Below are 16,202 nucleotides of genomic sequence, written 5' to 3' on the forward strand. Positions count from 1 at the left end.
TCTTTTACCACCATTCTCAAATGAACCTTCCCAGCAACTTATTTAACTTAAACAAGACAAGAGTGAAGGCGACTCCCAATCCATAACCAGCGATGACGTCTGTTGGAAAATGGACATTCATGGCAATCCGACTGAGCCCGATCAAAAGGATGAGGACAAAGAACCCGATTCCCACCACCCATTTCAATGCGTTTCGCTTTATTTCTTTAATGATGAGATATGCCAAGATACTGAAGAATATTAGGCCAACCATGGCATGCCCGCTTGGAAAGCTGAAGCCGGGTGCCTCCACAAACTGGTTGTCAGGTCGTTCTCTCTGGATTTGATTTTTGATCTTCTTATTTAACAAATCTGCCCCACCCATTCCTATGGAGAATAAGGCCATCAATAGGTAATCCTTCTTTACGATCCATAAATATAGAACAATCAGTATGCTTCCAACTCCGATGACCATGGACTTACCAAGATAAGTGATGCATTTGAAAAACGAGAACGATAAGGCATGTTCATCCACGGCAAAGTCCAGATATGCATCCAGCACAAAGGTCCGCGCACTCGAGACTTCATACGCTAGCAAAAAGAATAGCAATAAGCACAGCACACTTGCTGCTATCCATGAATGTTTTACCATGACTGCACTCTCCTCGACGACTAATTGACTCTGATTATTCAGAATATGATATACTATTTACCATAAAACCAAGCATTGGGAGGTGCAACATGATACATCAATTACACGCTCTTCTGGAAGGCTCTTACGATGAAATGGTTTCCATCAGGAGGTATCTTCATCAACATCCCGAGCTTTCATTTCATGAAACGCAAACAGCTGCCTACATCGCTGATTTTTATGAAAAACTGGGAATTGAACATCAAACCAATATAGGCGGCAACGGTATCATTGCTACGATTACAGGCAGCAAACCTGGTAAAACCGTGGCCTTGCGTGCTGATTTCGATGCCTTGCCCATTCAAGATGAAAAGGAAGTTCCCTATAAGTCTACCGTACCTGGCGTCATGCATGCTTGCGGACACGATGGTCATACAGCCGCTTTACTGGTTCTTGCGAAAAACCTGAATGAGCTGAAGGATGAGCTCGAAGGTCGTTATCTATTCATCCACCAGCATGCCGAGGAATATGCTCCAGGGGGGGCCAAGCCAATGATCGAGGCTGGCTGCCTCAATGGGGTCGATGTAATTTTCGGCACCCATCTATGGGCTACCGTCCCGACCGGAACTGTTCAATATACCTACGGTCCGCTAATGGCTGCTGCTGACCGTTTTGAAATCATCATTCAGGGGCAGGGCGGACATGGAGCACAGCCGCATAAAACCCGTGATGCAATCGTCGTCGGCTCTCAGCTAGTCACGAACCTGCAGCAAATCGTTAGCCGCCGTGTCAATCCGATAGATTCTGCAGTCATCACCATCGGCTCCTTCGTAGCTGATAATGCCTTTAATGTCATTGCTGATAAAGCCAGAATAATTGGGACAGTCCGAACCTTTAAGGAGGATATCCGTTCATTTATTAGCGAAGAAATCGAGCGGGTTGTGAAAGGTACCTGCTTGGCGGCGGACTGTACTTATGATTATCAATACTTCCAAGGCTATCCGGCTGTCATCCCGCATGACGAGGAAACGAAATTCCTTATCGAGAGCACAAAATCGATCAAGGAAGTAATGGTTACGGAGGAAATTGATCCGGATATGACAGGAGAGGATTTTTCTTATTATTTACAAAAGGTGAAAGGAACATTCTTTTTTACGGGTGCCAGGCCAAATAATGAACATGTGTATCCACACCATCATCCTTTATTTGACATCGATGAAAAAGCCATGCTCATTGCAGCAAAAATTTTAGGCACGGCAGCGATAACTTTTCATTCTAAGGAGCAATCCGCACTCAGTGCGAACGAATCTTTATTACGGTAAAGGAAAAAGGGACGGGATGCTCCCGTCCCTTCATTCTTTAAGCAGTCTGATCCGATAACAATTGACGGCCGTCTCCCCAAGCTGTTCCAGTAAATGATGGTTAGCATATGCACCGACAGCGGCACCCAACCCCGGGACGAGCTGGAACAGCTTGATGATATCGATATGATCGCGATATTCCTGCTGAAGCTCCTGCCAATCAATTTCCGGAATATCCCCGAAATCCCATCGTTCCAGCACCATCAATGTCTCCAGCCGTTTTTCTTCGCTCGAGAAGGCCATCTGGAAAATATGGAGGATGAACAAGCGTTCCTCATATTTATTCGGATCAAAACCATACAAACGGGATATTTCAAATAGCAATTTCATCTTGATGCTAAGCAGTAAAGGAAAATCAGCCAGACCAATCAAAAGCCCTGCCGCACCTGTACCTGCCCCCTCTAAGATAGCCGTTTTACGATATGCCGCTATCGTTTCCGTAACCCATTCTTCTTTTTGCTGTAAAGAAAGCAGCATTACATTCTTCTCTTTGGACATATACTTGGACCCTGACAATACTGCTTCAATCATGGCCTTAATGCTATCTGCAATCATTTTATGCACTCGGTCAGGGATGTAACCATTCACTTTCGTTTGCGCCTTTTTTGAAATACGCTCAAACTTGCCTGATTTCTTGGCCATCTTCTTTTTCCATGTCACCAGCTCCGCTATGGCCGTTTGCTCATATTCATTCATGTACCCACCCCCGTTATGTATGTATATACTTCTCTCAAGGTTTTTAGTTTTCCTTTTTTAAACGAAAAAGCTGATTTATGAAAAATCAGCTACCCGTTCAAAAGTTTTTAATTTTCTTTGTTGCGTAACCTCTAAAGCCGACCAAGAAAACAAGACCCAGCGCCAAAGCAGCCAAAGCTGACACCCATTCCCCTTTCACCAGCAGGACGACACAAAAGACGAAGTCCTCAAAGAATAAGAAATAAGAAATAAGCTTGATCACTGCAGATTCTCTCAATTTTGCCGGTAATGGATACAGTGAAACCCACACTTTCCATTCGTGAATCTTCCAGACCGGCAGCAGCTGCAGGGCTGTCATGAATAGGAATAAAAAAGTCACGATCAAATGGGCCCACAAATTCGTGAATGCACTTAAAATGACCGATCCAATGATGGTTAAACGGAAACAAAGACCGACATAATCATTGGATCGCAGCAAGGTACGGGCATATAAGAAGGTATAAGTGGATTTTTCACCATATGGAATGAACGATAAAAACCAATCCATCCATTTCCTTCTTGCCACCTTCCCTTTTAGATGGGGGACATCCGTGAACATATTGGCAATCCTATAGAATGAATTCATCCGCTTATTTTCCAATTCAACTAGCCGGTCCCACTTGAGGACGTAATCCTTTGCTGCGCTTCGGTAATACAAGTAAAGCCCTATCAATAGACACATTGTAATGATGGAATAAAGAATATTTGCCGCTGAACAGACGAAATAAAGCATCACACCATTAAGTATGAAGCGGATAAGTGAATCCCAATGGCTGACTGAAGGATCCTGGTATTTCAATACAATCCAACGGATCGATAAATTCACATACTTCAATATCAACAATACGGCGAGAATGATACCAAAATCACTTCCGCCAGCATCCGTGACTTTCGCATACATCGGCATGAATGCAATGAGGACTATAAGCAGGATAAATCCCTGCATGACCCAGCTCAGCATCAGTGAATTGCTAAAATAATTTTTCAGCTTCGTTTCAAGCGGAAGCAAAAATACGGTATCGGGTTCCTTCAAAAAGGTATTTATCGGACTCCTTGTGATAAGCAGCGATAAAACAACCGCCATGATCCATTCAGCGGGGAAATCACCATCGAGCGTCTTCACCCAATCACTGTAATAATAAGCCAGACCTCCTAAAACTAATACCATCACAAAAACAAGATGCCCATTAAAAATATAACGAAGGTATTTCTGCGTTTCATTTATATAGCCCAAATATCTTTCCTTCCAGAGATTTTGACTATTCATGTCCGATTTCTTCTTTCGTTAATTGAATATACAAATCGTCAAGCGTCGCTCCCGGCATGTCAAATTGCTCGCGAAGCTGCTCAAGATCGCCCTTTGCACGAATTTCCCCATTATGGAGAATGATGAAGGAATCACAATACCTCTCCGCCGTTGCCAGGATGTGGGTGGACATTAAAATCCCCGCCCCGCTTTCCTTCATTTTTCTCATCAAGTCAAGCAATGATTGAATGCCCAATGGATCAAGACCAACGAATGGTTCATCCACGATATACAAAGAGGGCTGCACCAAAAAAGCGCACATGATCATGACCTTTTGTTTCATCCCCTTGGAGAAATGGGCCGGAAACCATTTAAGTCTTTTCTCCATATGGAACTCCTTAAGCAATGCATCCATCCTTTCTTTGTATGTCGCTTCCGCCAATCCGTGCGCCATGGCCGTCAGCTTCAAATGCTCCTCAAGCGTCAGCTCATCATATAAGATGGGTGTTTCAGGAACATATGTAAATTGTTTTCGATATGTATCAGGGTCCTGCGCAAGCGTCTTGCCATGTATCGATACACTTCCGCCCTTTGGCTCCATCAGCCCGATGATATGTTTGATTGTCGTGCTTTTCCCTGCACCATTGAGCCCGATCAGCCCCACCAGTTCATTTGGCTGAATGTCAAAGCTTATCCCTTTTAAAACAGGCGTTTTCGTGTACCCACCTACCAATTGCTTAATTTCCAATAAGGACATATAAACGATCCTTTCTATTATAGAGGTTCTAATTTCCATTTTATCAAATTCTCCTGCATTTATATAGTCGAGTGTCCTCGAGATAAATTTCCATAAATAACTAATTATATTTTCCCGGCTAAGTGGCTATCATAAATAAGGAAGAAGGGGTTAGTCATTACGTGTGATTCACATCATCTTGTAAATGAGGTGTCAGTTAAAGACGTATTACACTGAAATGCCCAAATGTTTTATTACAAATGATTCACATCATATTGTAAATGAGGTGTCAGTTAAAGACGTATAACTGAATTAAACCATAAGCTTCGTAACAAAAATCGTTTCGAGCAAGGAGATGGTTCTCTTGCACGTAAAAGCAGAAAAATCATTCAATGATTATCATTTATGCTTTATAAGTTGATGAGACTTTAAAGATATAGGAGATGGTTGCTTTGAATGGAAAATCTCTAACCAGATAACCATATTTTACTTTATTGTAGATGAGGTGTTTGTCGCAGAGAATTTATGCTAATGCGAATTTTGAAGCAAAACCCCCTTTTTCTAGGCAGGGTGCAACTCAATGTTGCATCCTGTTTTTTGATTTTTCTTTTCGCAACGATTCATGCTATGGTACGATTAATCAAATACACTAATTAACTCTTAAAGGAGCGGTTTCAATGAGTGATTGCATTTTTTGCAAGATAATCGATGGAGAAATTCCCAGCACCAAAGTATTCGAAAATGATCATGTATTGGCCTTTCTTGATATCAGTCAAGTAACGAAAGGACATACGCTTGTAATTCCTAAAATACATAAAGAGAATCTCTATGAGTTGACACCGGAAATTGCAAAAAGTTTATTTGAAGTCGTACCGGAGATTTCCCGCGCGATGAAACAGGAATTCAACCCTACAGGTCTTAACCTCTTGAATAATAACGGGGAAGCAGCAGGTCAATCCGTTTTCCATTTTCATATGCATCTCATTCCGCGACATGGAGAAGGAGACGGCTTTGGGGCAGTCTGGAAAACGAATGCCAGTGCGTATTCCCCTGATGACCTGAAGCAGATTGCCGATTCCATTGCCCAGCATATTAAATGAATCAGCATGCCTGCAATCAAAGGCATCCAAACTTTGGTCCACACTTAAAAGGTGCTGGGCCATTTCTCCATGGTGATTCATTTCGCATTCCGACCATTAAATTCTAAAAATTCTTCCAATTGAATTTCAATTTCTGTTAGGATGGATAAATAGATTAAATGCTTTAACACACTATCGTATAGGAGGAAAAAAATTGAAACGTGCACGCAATTTTAACGCCGGGCCAGCTGCCCTGCCCTTGGAAGTTTTACAAAGGGCCCAAACTGAATGGTTGAATATAGACGATTCCGGCATGTCGGTCATGGAATTAAGCCATCGAAGCGGAGAATTCGAAAAAATCCATAACCATGCCATCCAAACATTAAAAGAGCTTATGGACATTCCGGAAAATTATGAGGTCCTTCTGCTGCAAGGCGGCGCAAGCCTTCAATTCTCCATGATTCCGATGAACCTGTTGCCTAAGGGGGAAAGGGCAGATTATGTCCTAACCGGTTCTTGGTCCGAGAAAGCATTGAAAGAAGCCAAGAAGGTTGGGGAAACGGCAGTAGTAGCTTCATCCAAAGCCGATAAGTATAGATTCATTCCTCAAGTGGAAGATATCGAAATGAATGGGGATGCTGCTTATCTTCATATTACAAGCAACAATACGATTTACGGAACGCAATGGAAAGAGTTCCCTGAAACAGGTGACGTCCCTTTAGTGGCGGATATGTCCAGTGATATACTCAGCAAAAAAATCGATGTAAGTAAATTCGGACTCATATATGCAGGAGCACAAAAAAATCTTGGTCCATCAGGAATCACGGTGGTCATCATCCGTAAAGATTTGATAAAGGATATTGACAGCATTCCATCCATGTTAAACTATTCCATTCATGCAAAAAATAATTCTTTATATAATACGCCCCCTACTTTGGCCATTTATTTATTATCGCTTGTATTGGATTGGGCAAAAGAGCAAGGCGGAGTCGCGAAGATTGCTGAAAACAATGAAGAAAAAGCAAAAGTCATATATGATGCCATCGACAGCAGCGATGGTTTTTATAAAGGGCATGCAGAACCTGGCAGCCGCTCTTTCATGAACATAACGTTTACACTTCCATCTGAAGAAGCTGAAGCTCAATTTCTTAAAGAAGTAAAGCTGGCCGGTTTCGTTGGATTGAACGGCCACCGTTCCATTGGCGGCTGCAGGGCATCCATTTATAATGCCGTGCCCCTGTCCCATTGCCAAGAACTTGCCGCTTTCATGAAAAAATTCCAGGAAGCATATAACGCAAAGGAAGCTCATACCCTATAATCGTGTGAATAAATTTAACTTCTAAAAAAATAGGACTTATGGTATACTATCTTATACTTCTTGCAACAAGCAATAGTGCATTGTTGAAGAAAAGTCGTTAGTTGAGATGAGAATAGGAGAGATGAGTATATGAAAACGAAAACCCTTGTGTCGCTGTCCCTATTAATTGGGATCGGGGCTGCCCTGCATTTTATCGTACCAGGCTTCTTCCTTGGAATGAAACCGGATATGATGCTGTTGATGATGTTTTTGGCGATCACCCTGTTTCCGGAGAAAAAGAATGTATTCATTGTCGCCTTGGCTGCTGGAGCCATCTCTGCCATGACAACTACATTTCCTGGAGGACAGATTCCAAATATCATCGACAAGTTGGCAACAGCCTTTCTGTTTTACCTTTTATTCATCGGTCTTAAAAGGTTTTCGACCTCCATTGTGACGGTAAGTATCTTGACTGCCGTAGGAACAATCGTTTCCGGTGCTGTCTTCCTTGGATCGGCATATTATCTCGTGTCCCTTCCAGGTCCTTTCGTTGCCCTTTTCGGAGCTGTCGTGCTTCCTGCCGTACTGCTCAATACAGTTGCGATGGTCATCATTTATCCAATTGTGAACGGCATCGTCAGAAAATCGAATGTAACCATCAATGCATAAACACCATACTTAAAAAGCGCCGGACTGTAGTCTGGCGCTTTTTTTCACCTATGGATTCGGAGTAAGCAAGCCTCCTGCAATCAATGCATGAACAGCCACATCAACCAAATGAAAAGCAGCAGAACCCCGGGCAGGCCCATGGCGTAGGCCCTGGCCTGGAGCACTCTCTTAGACGGATAGCTGCCTGGATTTTTTGCTTTCCTTAGAAAATACCCCATCCCGCACAGGCCTATCAGGCCCAATAAGAAAATGATTTTCATAATAACCCACCAGTGCCATCAATGATCCGACAGCTTGTTTTTACTATCTATATGCTCCCCATTCCTTTATATGAAGCGTTTTCGCTACAATTTCAAGTTATTTTTAAATATTATATAATTCCTATCTAAGTTTAAGAAAATATTTTTGTGATATAAAGATAAAATGGTAGATACTCTTCCATAGGAATGAAAATTATGGTATTTTGTTATCAATAGTATTTCCATCACTATTCATCAAAATTTCCAATTGAGTTTTTTTTCAGCAGGGAATCAGACCATGTAACGCGAAAACAATATTATTGAATGAGGTGATCCTAATGAAAGCAAAATCATTATTAATTGGCTTTTTAACCGGAACGGTCGTAGCGGGCGCCGCAACTTTGTTTGCAGCACCAAGCTCTGGCAAGGACTTGCGAAATCGCATTAAAACGAATGCGGAAGATATGAAGACTACCATTGAAGAACTGAAGGTAAAAATGCAAAATATTAAAGATGACTCGTTGGAAGCCACTCAAATCAGTAAAGAAACGGTAAAAACCTTCATTTCGGACGTTCAGACGGTCATTGAGAACTGGAAACGGGAAATCGAACCGAACAAGAATGAATTATTGAAAAACGTTCAAGAAATTGAAACTTCATTAAAAGAATTGGAAACGTCCATCCCTGCTTCCAAAAAATAATCGGTAACATCGCTCCAGAAGTTCAATTCTCCATTTTTCCCATAAAATAGCATTTTACACAAAGGGGAAATGGAGAATCTCTTAAAAAAACTAAAATTTTCTAAAAATTTTGCAAATATTTATCTTTATTAATTTTTATTTTATTGTCATAATAAATATACAGAATCTTATAAGTAGGTGAGCCCATAATATGCAGAATAAAAATTATTCTATGAAAGAAGCAATGATTTTTAGTCAAAGAATTGCACAATTAAGCAAAGCATTATGGAAATCGATTGAAAAAGATTGGCAGCAATGGATCAAGCCCTATGATTTAAACATCAATGAGCATCATATTCTTTGGATTGCCTACCATCTTAATGGCTCTTCCATTTCAGACGTTGCAAAATTTGGGGTCATGCATGTTTCTACGGCATTTAACTTTTCAAAAAAGTTAGAGGAACGCGGTTTCTTAACGTTTTCAAAGAAAGAAAATGACAAGAGGAATACGTATATCGAGATCACAGCTGAAGGTGAACAGATCCTGCTTGATTTAATGGAGACTTACGATCCTGGTAAAAATTCTGCTTTCTCAGGTGCACTGCCACTTCGTGAGCTTTATGGTAAGTTCCCCGATATGATAGAAATGATGGCTGTCATCCGTAATATATACGGAGAAGATTTCATGCAAATCTTTGAGCGGTCCTTCGATAATATTGATCAGGAGTTTACTGACACGGAGGGTAAAATCACAAAAAAAAAGATAGAGAAAGAAACTGAGCCCGTTTAATCTCACACTCTATCCATTTCCCTCATGAAGGATACATATAAACCTTGTGAGAGGCATGCGTCAATGCATTCCTTAGTCGTAATTTTGGAATTGACCTTTCTTTCAAATTGGTTAAAAAGCGGTTGAAAGTTCATGTATCCTTCCGCTTTTTCTATTTCATAGCGTTTGCTCATAATATCACATAGTTCCAATAGTTCTTCCGCCTCCCTCTTCGTGAAATTTTTTTCCACAAATAAAAAGTCCAATCTTGCCTTTGGATTGCGTATCAAGTTCAATAAAAGCCCTTGGTGAAAACGGAGTATATCTATTTCTTCGTTTATATTTCTCATACATCATTAATCCCCAATCAATCATTCATATTCAACATATTTCAGATTAAAAATTTCCGTGATTTCCTGACTAATAATGGAACACCATGATGTTCCATTGCCCTCACTCATAACCTTTTGTCTTTGTCCATTATTTAGTAATGATTATCTTATAACTAAATCCAAGAATTCTATTGCTTTTTCCATCCATTCATCGTAATGTATGTAAGTAAATTCAACGGTCTTTGGAGGGCTGATTTCAAAATGAACTCGTGGAAAACAATTGACATGGCAAAACAATATGGGAATTGCCGTCTGATCTTTTTTTCAGTTTTCACTATATTGATGTCTTTTGTTTTGATCTATACATCATTAAGTGCCGTTTCATCCCAGGTCGTATTGTATGACGATCGAACAATGCAATTTTTCAGCCTATTAGTCTTATTATATCCTGTTCACAAACTATTACACTATTTACCTTTACGAATATTATGCAAAAAAGTAAAAACTTCTTGGACCATCAAGTGGAAACTTGTGCTTACATGCAATGTGAACGTGCATTATCCGATTCGCAAGCATCTCTATCTTTTGACACTTGCCCTGCCTTTCTTCGTTATGTCGGTATTATTAATCGGCTGTGCACTTAGTTTTCCGCATTACATCCATTATTTCACCATTTTACTTTCCCTGCATACCGGATTATGTGTATCTGATTTCATTTATATAAAACACTTGGTTGGTTCGCCAGGACATTCCTTTATCGAAGAACATCGGGAAGGATACGACATCCTGATCCAAAAGTAATATTTTTTCAAGGATGTCCCAAAGATTTTTAGGTATCTTTTTTCATTATAATTTGGTATCGTATTTATACATGACGTTTTGCAAGGAGGGATTTTAGGTTTTGATCTCGTTCTGGTTTATTATTGTTGCCATTTTGATCCTTTATAATATTAATAGAATGACCAACTCTTTATGTATCCAAAAGGAAATTGCGGAAGACCGACAGCCTAAAGTATTCAGGACCATTAATGTATTGATTACTATTATGTTATTATCCTCCTATATTGAAATTTTGTATACGTAGAGATGAGCAGCAAATGATGGAGCATCATTTGTTACATACATTGGTGATACCCGGCACATTTTCGAAGAAAAAGGGCGAAGCGATAAGCTTCGCCTTTTGTTTATGCATTTATAACCAAGAAGCCCCAATGATGACTAACAGGATGAAAAGAACGACAATTAGAGCAAAGCCTCCACCTATTCCTCCAGACATTGATCTTCCTCCTTTCCATTCTTAAGTAATAACAAGTTCATGCACACTCTTATATCCGCCAAAAGGAATCCATCCCTTTCGTAGCTTGATAAACATTTTATTCATTTCTGTTGAGCGGCTACCCTATCCTATTCAACTCCACGGCAAAAGGAGTGGGCACTTTCCATTATTAATTTTGCAATTGTTTAGCAAAAAGCTGCTCCCACAATTATTAATAAAATGAATAACACTACTAACAAGGCGAAACCTCCGTTAAATCCATTACTCATTATGCTACCTCCTTTTGATGTCCTCGACTTATCATATGTAGATGATCATAAACTGGGTAGGCTTCTACCCAGTTTTTTTAAAATTCTTATTGGTACATCAATATATTATTTTTTGTAAAGCAACCAGAATATGTTATAGTTAATTTTGTGGAAATACGAAGAATAGTAAACCAGAAACTTAAAATTAGGAGTTGTTCTCAATGAAGAAATGGGCATTATCGATTGCTGTTACTGCAGGGCTGATTGGACTTACAGCATGCAACAGCGACAAAGAGGCAGTCGTGGAAACTAAAGCGGGGGATATTTCGAAAGAGGAATTTTATAATGTCATGAAGGACCGTTATGGTGATGCCGTTCTTCAGGAACTTGTTTATGAGAAAGTTCTTTCCGAAAAATATACAGTAACGGATAAAGAAGTTAAGGCTAAAACGGCAGAACTTAAAGAGCAAATGGGTGATAATTTCCAAACTGCCCTAGCCTCTTCCGGATATAAGAGCGAAGATGATCTTAAACGTGCACTTAAGATCGGCATGCTTCAAGAAAAAGCAGCAGTTGCGGACATTACAGTCAAAGAAGCTGATGTGAAAAAAGCCTATGAAGACTACAAACCACAAATCAAGGCTAGGCATATTCTTGTAAAAGACCAAAAAACAGCTGACGAAGTGAAAGCTAAATTGGATAAAGGTGAAGACTTCGCCAAACTTGCCAAGGAATATTCAACAGACACCGGGACTGCTGAAAAAGGCGGCGAACTTGGCTGGTTCGGACAAGGTGAAATGGTGCCTGCATTCGAAGAGCAAGCATACAAGATGAAAAAAGATGAAATCAGTAAACCGGTCAAATCGGATTATGGCTACCACATCATCCAACTTGAAGATATGAAAGAAAAGAAACCGTATAAGGATATGAAAAAAGACTTAGAGTATGATTTGAAAGTCGCGCAAATTGACCAAACCAAGGTTCAAGATATCTTGAATAACGAAGTGAAAAAAGCAGACGTGAAAATCAAAGATAAAGACCTTAAAGACGCCATCACTTCCGGTGACGCAACCAAAGCCGAAAAATAATCGGGCAAGCAAAAGCGACAGGACGTTAGCCTGTCGCTTTTTTTTTGCTATGCTCCTTGATTTATATCCTTTTTACGCCTTTCACGCTCTTCTTCCATGCGTTCAATGTACTTCTGCCCTTCCTTCTCTATCCAAGCATCATCTATGAGGCGCTCCTGCCTAGCTGTCCAAATCGCCATCACTGCACTGACAATTATTCCAATAAATACGAACCAGATCCAAATTGGCATGTCCATTCCCTCCCAAAAAATCTACTATTCATTTACTAGAGAATATGCAGGAACAAAAAAAATATGCTTCTTTCTCCATAGGAAAGAAGCATATTTCTGTTAAAATGTAGGTTTATAAAATGAGCGATTATCGAGCGCGAATACTCTTTCCGTGAATTCCCCGGGCTTCACTTTCTCCAGGGCCCGGTCCATCATATTAATCTTGGCATCCATGTTATCGATGTAATGCAGCACTTCCGCTTCCCTCACCATCGGCGGTTTGGGGCTGCCCCACTCCGCTTTGCCATGATGACTTAAGATCAGGTGCTTGAGGACCATGATTTCTTCTGCTTCAATCCCTAACTCCTCTGCTGCTTTTCCGACTTCATTAACCATGATGGTTATATGGCCCAACAAATTCCCTTCCACCGTGTAAACGGTCGACACAGGTCCAGATAGCTCATGTACCTTTCCAAGGTCATGCAGGATGACTCCTGCATACAAGAGGTCACGATCAAGCGAAGGGTAAAGGGTTGATATGGCTTTTGCCAGACCCAGCATCGATACTACGTGGTAAGCGAGACCTGACATATACTCATGATGGTTCTTTGTCGCTGCAGGAAACGTAAGAAATTCATTCTGATACTTCTTGATAAGGTGCCTTGTCACTCTTTGGATATTCGGATTCCTCATTTCAAAAATGAACTGAGTGATCGTTTCCATCATTTCCTCCTGGCTTAAAGGCGCCGTTTGAATCAAATCCGCTTTTGTTACGCCATCAGCTTCGGTTGTGATTCTTATATTGCGAATTTTCAATTGGCTTCTGCCCCTGTAATTCTGGACTTCACCTTGAACCCTCACAGTAGCTTCGGCACTGTACGTTTTCTCATCAGCCTCGGAAACATCCCATAGCTTAGCCTCGATCTCCCCAGTCTTATCACACAAAATCAATGTTAAAAACGGCTTTCCATTACTTGCAACCGCCTTTGTACTCGTTTTTATATACATAAATATATCTACAACTTCACCAATTCCATGATGAATGATCCCATTTCCCATGCGACTGCCCCCGTTCGATTAAATATCAACATTATAACATATGAACCCAATCAGTGCGTTTAGTTTTATCGATAGTACTGGACATATTGCAAGGAAGATAGGCGATGCTGTCACTTTTCACACGAAAAAAAACAGGCTCAATACCAAAGCCTGGCTTTCCATACCTTCTGATTAACTGTTTTTATTCGGACAATACGCACATTTTTCCTGTCCATCGATCCGGTAATATAAACAGCATGTCACTCTTTTATACGGATTCAACGACTCCGGAACCGTTTTATTTCCTATGAATCGCTTAAATGGTGAATGCCTTTCAATATTCCGCCATACTTCATCTGCAAGCAAGCAATTTATATCCGCTTCAACTCGGACCTTTATATCAGGCAGTTTCATTAGCTCGCCATACATCCAAACCGTATAGCTCCATATCGTTTCCCATAGTACAAGTTTCGATATTTTAGTGGTTTTAGAAAGCGGGCCAATGGCCTCCGCACCAAACCTGCTTAATATCGAATGAAGGGCAGCGGACCTTTCCTTTTCCGGAACAGGTCTCCACCGATTGGTTTTCAGCAAAAAATCCGGCAGCCAATTCATGTCTTCCGGATCATCCAAAACCCCAATGTCCCCTAGTGTCCCCTCCCAGGCAAGCCGATGCTTGCTGACCATGAACAATTGTGCCGTAACAAAAAAAGCATATCGCCTGAACCACATCGAAATGGCTATTTGTGGCGTCTTCGCCCCTGACCGTTCTTGTGCATACCAAATCAGCTCTTCGACATCACAAAAGGTCTTGGCAGCTTTGTTTCCCCGAATCGATACGCGAAAGCCTTGCAGCTCTTTTTCAATGGTTGGTGTGAAGCTATCCATTGGCCAGCACTTTTACCCGGCTTTGAGCGTAACGCCCCTTCCCAAACGGGATGCACATGGGACTGCCGAAGATTGGATCGAAGGCAATTTGGCATTCCATCCCGAATACTTGCTGAACCAAACCAGATGTGATGATATCCTCGGGCCGCCCTTCTGCATGTATTTCCCCGTCTTTGACCGCAACCAGATTATCCGCATAACGGCAGGCCAAATTCAAATCATGGAGTACCATGACGATCGTTCGATCCTCAAGCTCATTCAAGTCGAACAATAGATCCAGAATTTCAATTTGATGGGTCATGTCGAGATATGTAGTCGGTTCATCCAGCAAAATGATGTCGGTATCCTGAGCCAGGGTCATCGCGATCCATGCCCGTTGCCTCTGCCCTCCCGATAATTCATCGACGGCACGATCCTTCAATTCCGACAGGTTCGTTGCATCAATCGCCTTCTGAACCTTCTCTTCATCCTCGGTACTCCACTGTCTCAACCAACTTTGATACGGGTACCTTCCTTGCTTCACAAGCTGATAGACGGTAAGACCTTCAGGAGCTGTCGGCGATTGTGGAAGAATCGCCATTTTTCTTGCTATATCCTTGGATGACATGGACGAAATCGCCTTGCCTTCAAGCGCGATCGAACCAGCTTGCGGCTTCAACAAGCGCGCGACCGAACGCAGCAGTGTCGACTTCCCACATCCATTGGCACCGATGAAAACAGTGATTTCCCCTTTTGGTATTTTCAGATTCATATCATTTATTATCAATTTATCCCCATAACCGAGCGATAAAGACTGTGTATTAATAATTGGTCGCATAAAAATACTCCCCTTATCATTTTAATAATACAAGTTTAATGAAAATGATTATCACTGTCAATCTTAATGGGCATATTGAACCGAAACTTCCTGCAATTGATTCACTATTGACGGACATTCCAAGATATCAAGCATTTTAACAAAAAAGTTTTTCATCCTGTTTAAACATTCATCCATGCTTTTGCTATGCTGTTCACATAAATGACCATCATCCGGTTTCATATTACTTTTATTCCAAAGTGGTTGGCTGGGAGGGCGCGGAACTGTGCGGGAAAAAGTTTCATGAGCAAATATGTGCCTGTAGTGGAAAGCAACGGTCTGAATACATACACCGCCACCATAAAATTGCAGGGGAATGGGGATTACGTATTCTTGTTCAGGAAAATTGGAAAGCAGCCAAAAACGATAGACAATTAACTCCATTACTACCGAGCGTTTGTCTACCGTCTGGCTTATCCATTTGCGCGGACATTAACCTACGAGCATGCGTTTTGTACAATATGCCAGAGATTCATCCTTGATGGAAGTAAACAAATCCCGCCCGACAAATGGCATTAATTCACCTGCAATATTCCAGGCATTGAGCTCAATTTGATAAAGGATTTCCGAGCTCCCCGTATTCCATAGCTCCTCACTCAGCACACCCAGCTCTGTATCCAGCGCATGCCCCATTTCATGTGTAAGGATGACCCATGTATATTCCTCTAGCCTATCGAGCGAGCCTAAAGATCGCTCACATTGGAATTCGATATCTTTCTTATATAAAGTGATTACATGATCTTCGACAGAATATTTCCCCCCCACACACCGATTTCCAGGGAACTCGTTCTCGATGATCAACGATAAGGACGCATCATGCCCCCTTACAAACTCATACATATTCAA

23 protein-coding genes are annotated in these 16,202 nt (G+C 41.2%); 10 read left to right on the plus strand and 13 right to left on the minus strand.

Annotated features, from left to right (window positions below):
* Positions 1-16: 16 nt before the first annotated feature.
* The gene (locus QNI08_RS11860) at positions 17-631 is read right to left on the minus strand and encodes a phosphatase PAP2 family protein (protein ID WP_285767639.1); all 615 of its coding nucleotides are present in this window, start codon (positions 629-631) and stop codon (positions 17-19) included.
* An 89-nt stretch (positions 632-720) separates the two neighbouring features.
* On the opposite strand from QNI08_RS11860, the gene QNI08_RS11865 reads away from it, so the two are divergent.
* Positions 721-1,932 (plus strand): M20 family metallopeptidase, encoded by a 1,212-nt coding sequence (locus QNI08_RS11865; RefSeq protein ID WP_285767640.1) that lies wholly within the window; start codon positions 721-723, stop codon positions 1,930-1,932.
* Positions 1,933-1,962: 30 nt separating this feature from the next.
* Here the strand turns inward: QNI08_RS11865 and QNI08_RS11870 are convergent, their stop codons facing one another.
* The 3 genes from QNI08_RS11870 to QNI08_RS11880 all read right to left on the minus strand — a co-directional run bounded on the left by QNI08_RS11870 (position 1,963) and on the right by QNI08_RS11880 (position 4,709).
* On the minus strand, positions 1,963-2,667 hold the full coding sequence (locus QNI08_RS11870; RefSeq protein WP_285767641.1) for an EcsC family protein: 705 nt from the start codon (positions 2,665-2,667) through the stop codon (positions 1,963-1,965).
* Positions 2,668-2,764: 97 nt separating this feature from the next.
* Positions 2,765-3,973 (minus strand): ABC transporter permease, encoded by a 1,209-nt coding sequence (locus tag QNI08_RS11875; RefSeq protein ID WP_285767642.1) that lies wholly within the window; start codon positions 3,971-3,973, stop codon positions 2,765-2,767.
* Positions 3,966-4,709: an ABC transporter ATP-binding protein gene (locus tag QNI08_RS11880; protein WP_285767819.1), complete on the minus strand. Its 744-nt coding sequence runs from the start codon at positions 4,707-4,709 to the stop codon at positions 3,966-3,968. Before QNI08_RS11880 ends, QNI08_RS11875 begins: the two co-directional genes overlap by 8 nt.
* A gap of 656 nt (positions 4,710-5,365) precedes the next feature.
* Here QNI08_RS11880 and QNI08_RS11885 point away from each other — a divergent pair.
* The 3 genes from QNI08_RS11885 to QNI08_RS11895 all read left to right on the plus strand — a co-directional run bounded on the left by QNI08_RS11885 (position 5,366) and on the right by QNI08_RS11895 (position 7,733).
* On the plus strand, positions 5,366-5,788 hold the full coding sequence (locus tag QNI08_RS11885) for an HIT family protein (RefSeq protein WP_285767643.1): 423 nt from the start codon (positions 5,366-5,368) through the stop codon (positions 5,786-5,788).
* 193 nt (positions 5,789-5,981) lie between these two features.
* A complete protein-coding gene (serC, locus tag QNI08_RS11890; RefSeq protein WP_285767644.1) occupies positions 5,982-7,085 on the plus strand; it encodes a 3-phosphoserine/phosphohydroxythreonine transaminase in 1,104 nt (367 codons plus the stop codon).
* Positions 7,086-7,214: 129 nt separating this feature from the next.
* On the plus strand, positions 7,215-7,733 hold the full coding sequence (locus QNI08_RS11895) for a tryptophan transporter (protein WP_285767645.1): 519 nt from the start codon (positions 7,215-7,217) through the stop codon (positions 7,731-7,733).
* Between the two features lie 80 nt (positions 7,734-7,813).
* Here QNI08_RS11895 and yhzF read toward each other — a convergent pair whose 3' ends face one another.
* Positions 7,814-7,993, minus strand: a complete 180-nt coding sequence (gene yhzF / locus QNI08_RS11900; protein WP_285767646.1) for a membrane protein YhzF — start codon at positions 7,991-7,993, stop codon at positions 7,814-7,816.
* Positions 7,994-8,310: 317 nt separating this feature from the next.
* On the opposite strand from yhzF, the gene QNI08_RS11905 reads away from it, so the two are divergent.
* On the plus strand, positions 8,311-8,673 hold the full coding sequence (locus QNI08_RS11905) for a YtxH domain-containing protein (RefSeq protein ID WP_285767647.1): 363 nt from the start codon (positions 8,311-8,313) through the stop codon (positions 8,671-8,673).
* A 190-nt stretch (positions 8,674-8,863) separates the two neighbouring features.
* The gene (locus QNI08_RS11910) at positions 8,864-9,442 is read left to right on the plus strand and encodes an HTH-type transcriptional regulator Hpr (protein ID WP_285767648.1); all 579 of its coding nucleotides are present in this window, start codon (positions 8,864-8,866) and stop codon (positions 9,440-9,442) included.
* A gap of 2 nt (positions 9,443-9,444) precedes the next feature.
* Here QNI08_RS11910 and QNI08_RS11915 read toward each other — a convergent pair whose 3' ends face one another.
* Entirely contained in the window at positions 9,445-9,771 is a 327-nt protein-coding gene (locus QNI08_RS11915; protein WP_285767649.1) for a DUF1878 family protein, read from the minus strand.
* A gap of 396 nt (positions 9,772-10,167) precedes the next feature.
* On the opposite strand from QNI08_RS11915, the gene QNI08_RS11920 reads away from it, so the two are divergent.
* Together QNI08_RS11920 and QNI08_RS11925 are read left to right on the plus strand one after the other, a co-directional pair.
* Positions 10,168-10,554, plus strand: a complete 387-nt coding sequence (locus QNI08_RS11920; protein ID WP_285767820.1) for a DUF3267 domain-containing protein — start codon at positions 10,168-10,170, stop codon at positions 10,552-10,554.
* A 100-nt stretch (positions 10,555-10,654) separates the two neighbouring features.
* Positions 10,655-10,837: a hypothetical protein gene (locus tag QNI08_RS11925; RefSeq protein ID WP_057912502.1), complete on the plus strand. Its 183-nt coding sequence runs from the start codon at positions 10,655-10,657 to the stop codon at positions 10,835-10,837.
* A gap of 108 nt (positions 10,838-10,945) precedes the next feature.
* Here the strand turns inward: QNI08_RS11925 and QNI08_RS11930 are convergent, their stop codons facing one another.
* Both QNI08_RS11930 and QNI08_RS11935 read right to left on the minus strand, forming a co-directional pair.
* Entirely contained in the window at positions 10,946-11,029 is an 84-nt protein-coding gene (locus QNI08_RS11930; protein ID WP_034314699.1) for a YjcZ family sporulation protein, read from the minus strand.
* A 185-nt stretch (positions 11,030-11,214) separates the two neighbouring features.
* Positions 11,215-11,298 (minus strand): YjcZ family sporulation protein, encoded by an 84-nt coding sequence (locus tag QNI08_RS11935; RefSeq protein ID WP_285767821.1) that lies wholly within the window; start codon positions 11,296-11,298, stop codon positions 11,215-11,217.
* 200 nt (positions 11,299-11,498) lie between these two features.
* Here QNI08_RS11935 and QNI08_RS11940 point away from each other — a divergent pair, with 200 nt between their 5' ends.
* Positions 11,499-12,365, plus strand: a complete 867-nt coding sequence (locus tag QNI08_RS11940) for a peptidylprolyl isomerase (protein ID WP_285767650.1) — start codon at positions 11,499-11,501, stop codon at positions 12,363-12,365.
* A 47-nt stretch (positions 12,366-12,412) separates the two neighbouring features.
* Here the strand turns inward: QNI08_RS11940 and QNI08_RS11945 are convergent, their stop codons facing one another.
* The 4 genes from QNI08_RS11945 to QNI08_RS11960 all read right to left on the minus strand — a co-directional run bounded on the left by QNI08_RS11945 (position 12,413) and on the right by QNI08_RS11960 (position 15,317).
* On the minus strand, positions 12,413-12,595 hold the full coding sequence (locus QNI08_RS11945; RefSeq protein WP_370662518.1) for a sporulation YhaL family protein: 183 nt from the start codon (positions 12,593-12,595) through the stop codon (positions 12,413-12,415).
* A gap of 99 nt (positions 12,596-12,694) precedes the next feature.
* Positions 12,695-13,633 (minus strand): 3'-5' exoribonuclease YhaM, encoded by a 939-nt coding sequence (yhaM, locus tag QNI08_RS11950; RefSeq protein WP_285767651.1) that lies wholly within the window; start codon positions 13,631-13,633, stop codon positions 12,695-12,697.
* A gap of 171 nt (positions 13,634-13,804) precedes the next feature.
* Positions 13,805-14,500 carry a (2Fe-2S)-binding protein gene (locus tag QNI08_RS11955; RefSeq protein WP_285767652.1) on the minus strand — a complete coding sequence of 232 codons (696 nt, stop codon included), beginning with the start codon at positions 14,498-14,500 and terminating at the stop codon, positions 13,805-13,807.
* Entirely contained in the window at positions 14,493-15,317 is an 825-nt protein-coding gene (locus QNI08_RS11960) for an ABC transporter ATP-binding protein (RefSeq protein ID WP_285767653.1), read from the minus strand. Before QNI08_RS11960 ends, QNI08_RS11955 begins: the two co-directional genes overlap by 8 nt.
* A 282-nt stretch (positions 15,318-15,599) precedes the next feature.
* Here QNI08_RS11960 and QNI08_RS11965 point away from each other — a divergent pair, with 282 nt between their 5' ends.
* Positions 15,600-15,734 (plus strand): hypothetical protein, encoded by a 135-nt coding sequence (locus QNI08_RS11965; RefSeq protein ID WP_285767654.1) that lies wholly within the window; start codon positions 15,600-15,602, stop codon positions 15,732-15,734.
* A 54-nt stretch (positions 15,735-15,788) separates the two neighbouring features.
* Here the strand turns inward: QNI08_RS11965 and QNI08_RS11970 are convergent, their stop codons facing one another.
* Positions 15,789-16,196, minus strand: coding sequence for a hypothetical protein (locus QNI08_RS11970; protein ID WP_285767822.1), 408 nt, complete (start codon positions 16,194-16,196; stop codon positions 15,789-15,791).
* Between the last annotated feature and the right edge of the window lie 6 nt (positions 16,197-16,202).

It is taken from the genome of Peribacillus folii (genome assembly GCF_030271255.1).
In the GTDB taxonomy this organism is placed as follows: Bacteria; Bacillota; Bacilli; order Bacillales; family DSM-1321; genus Peribacillus.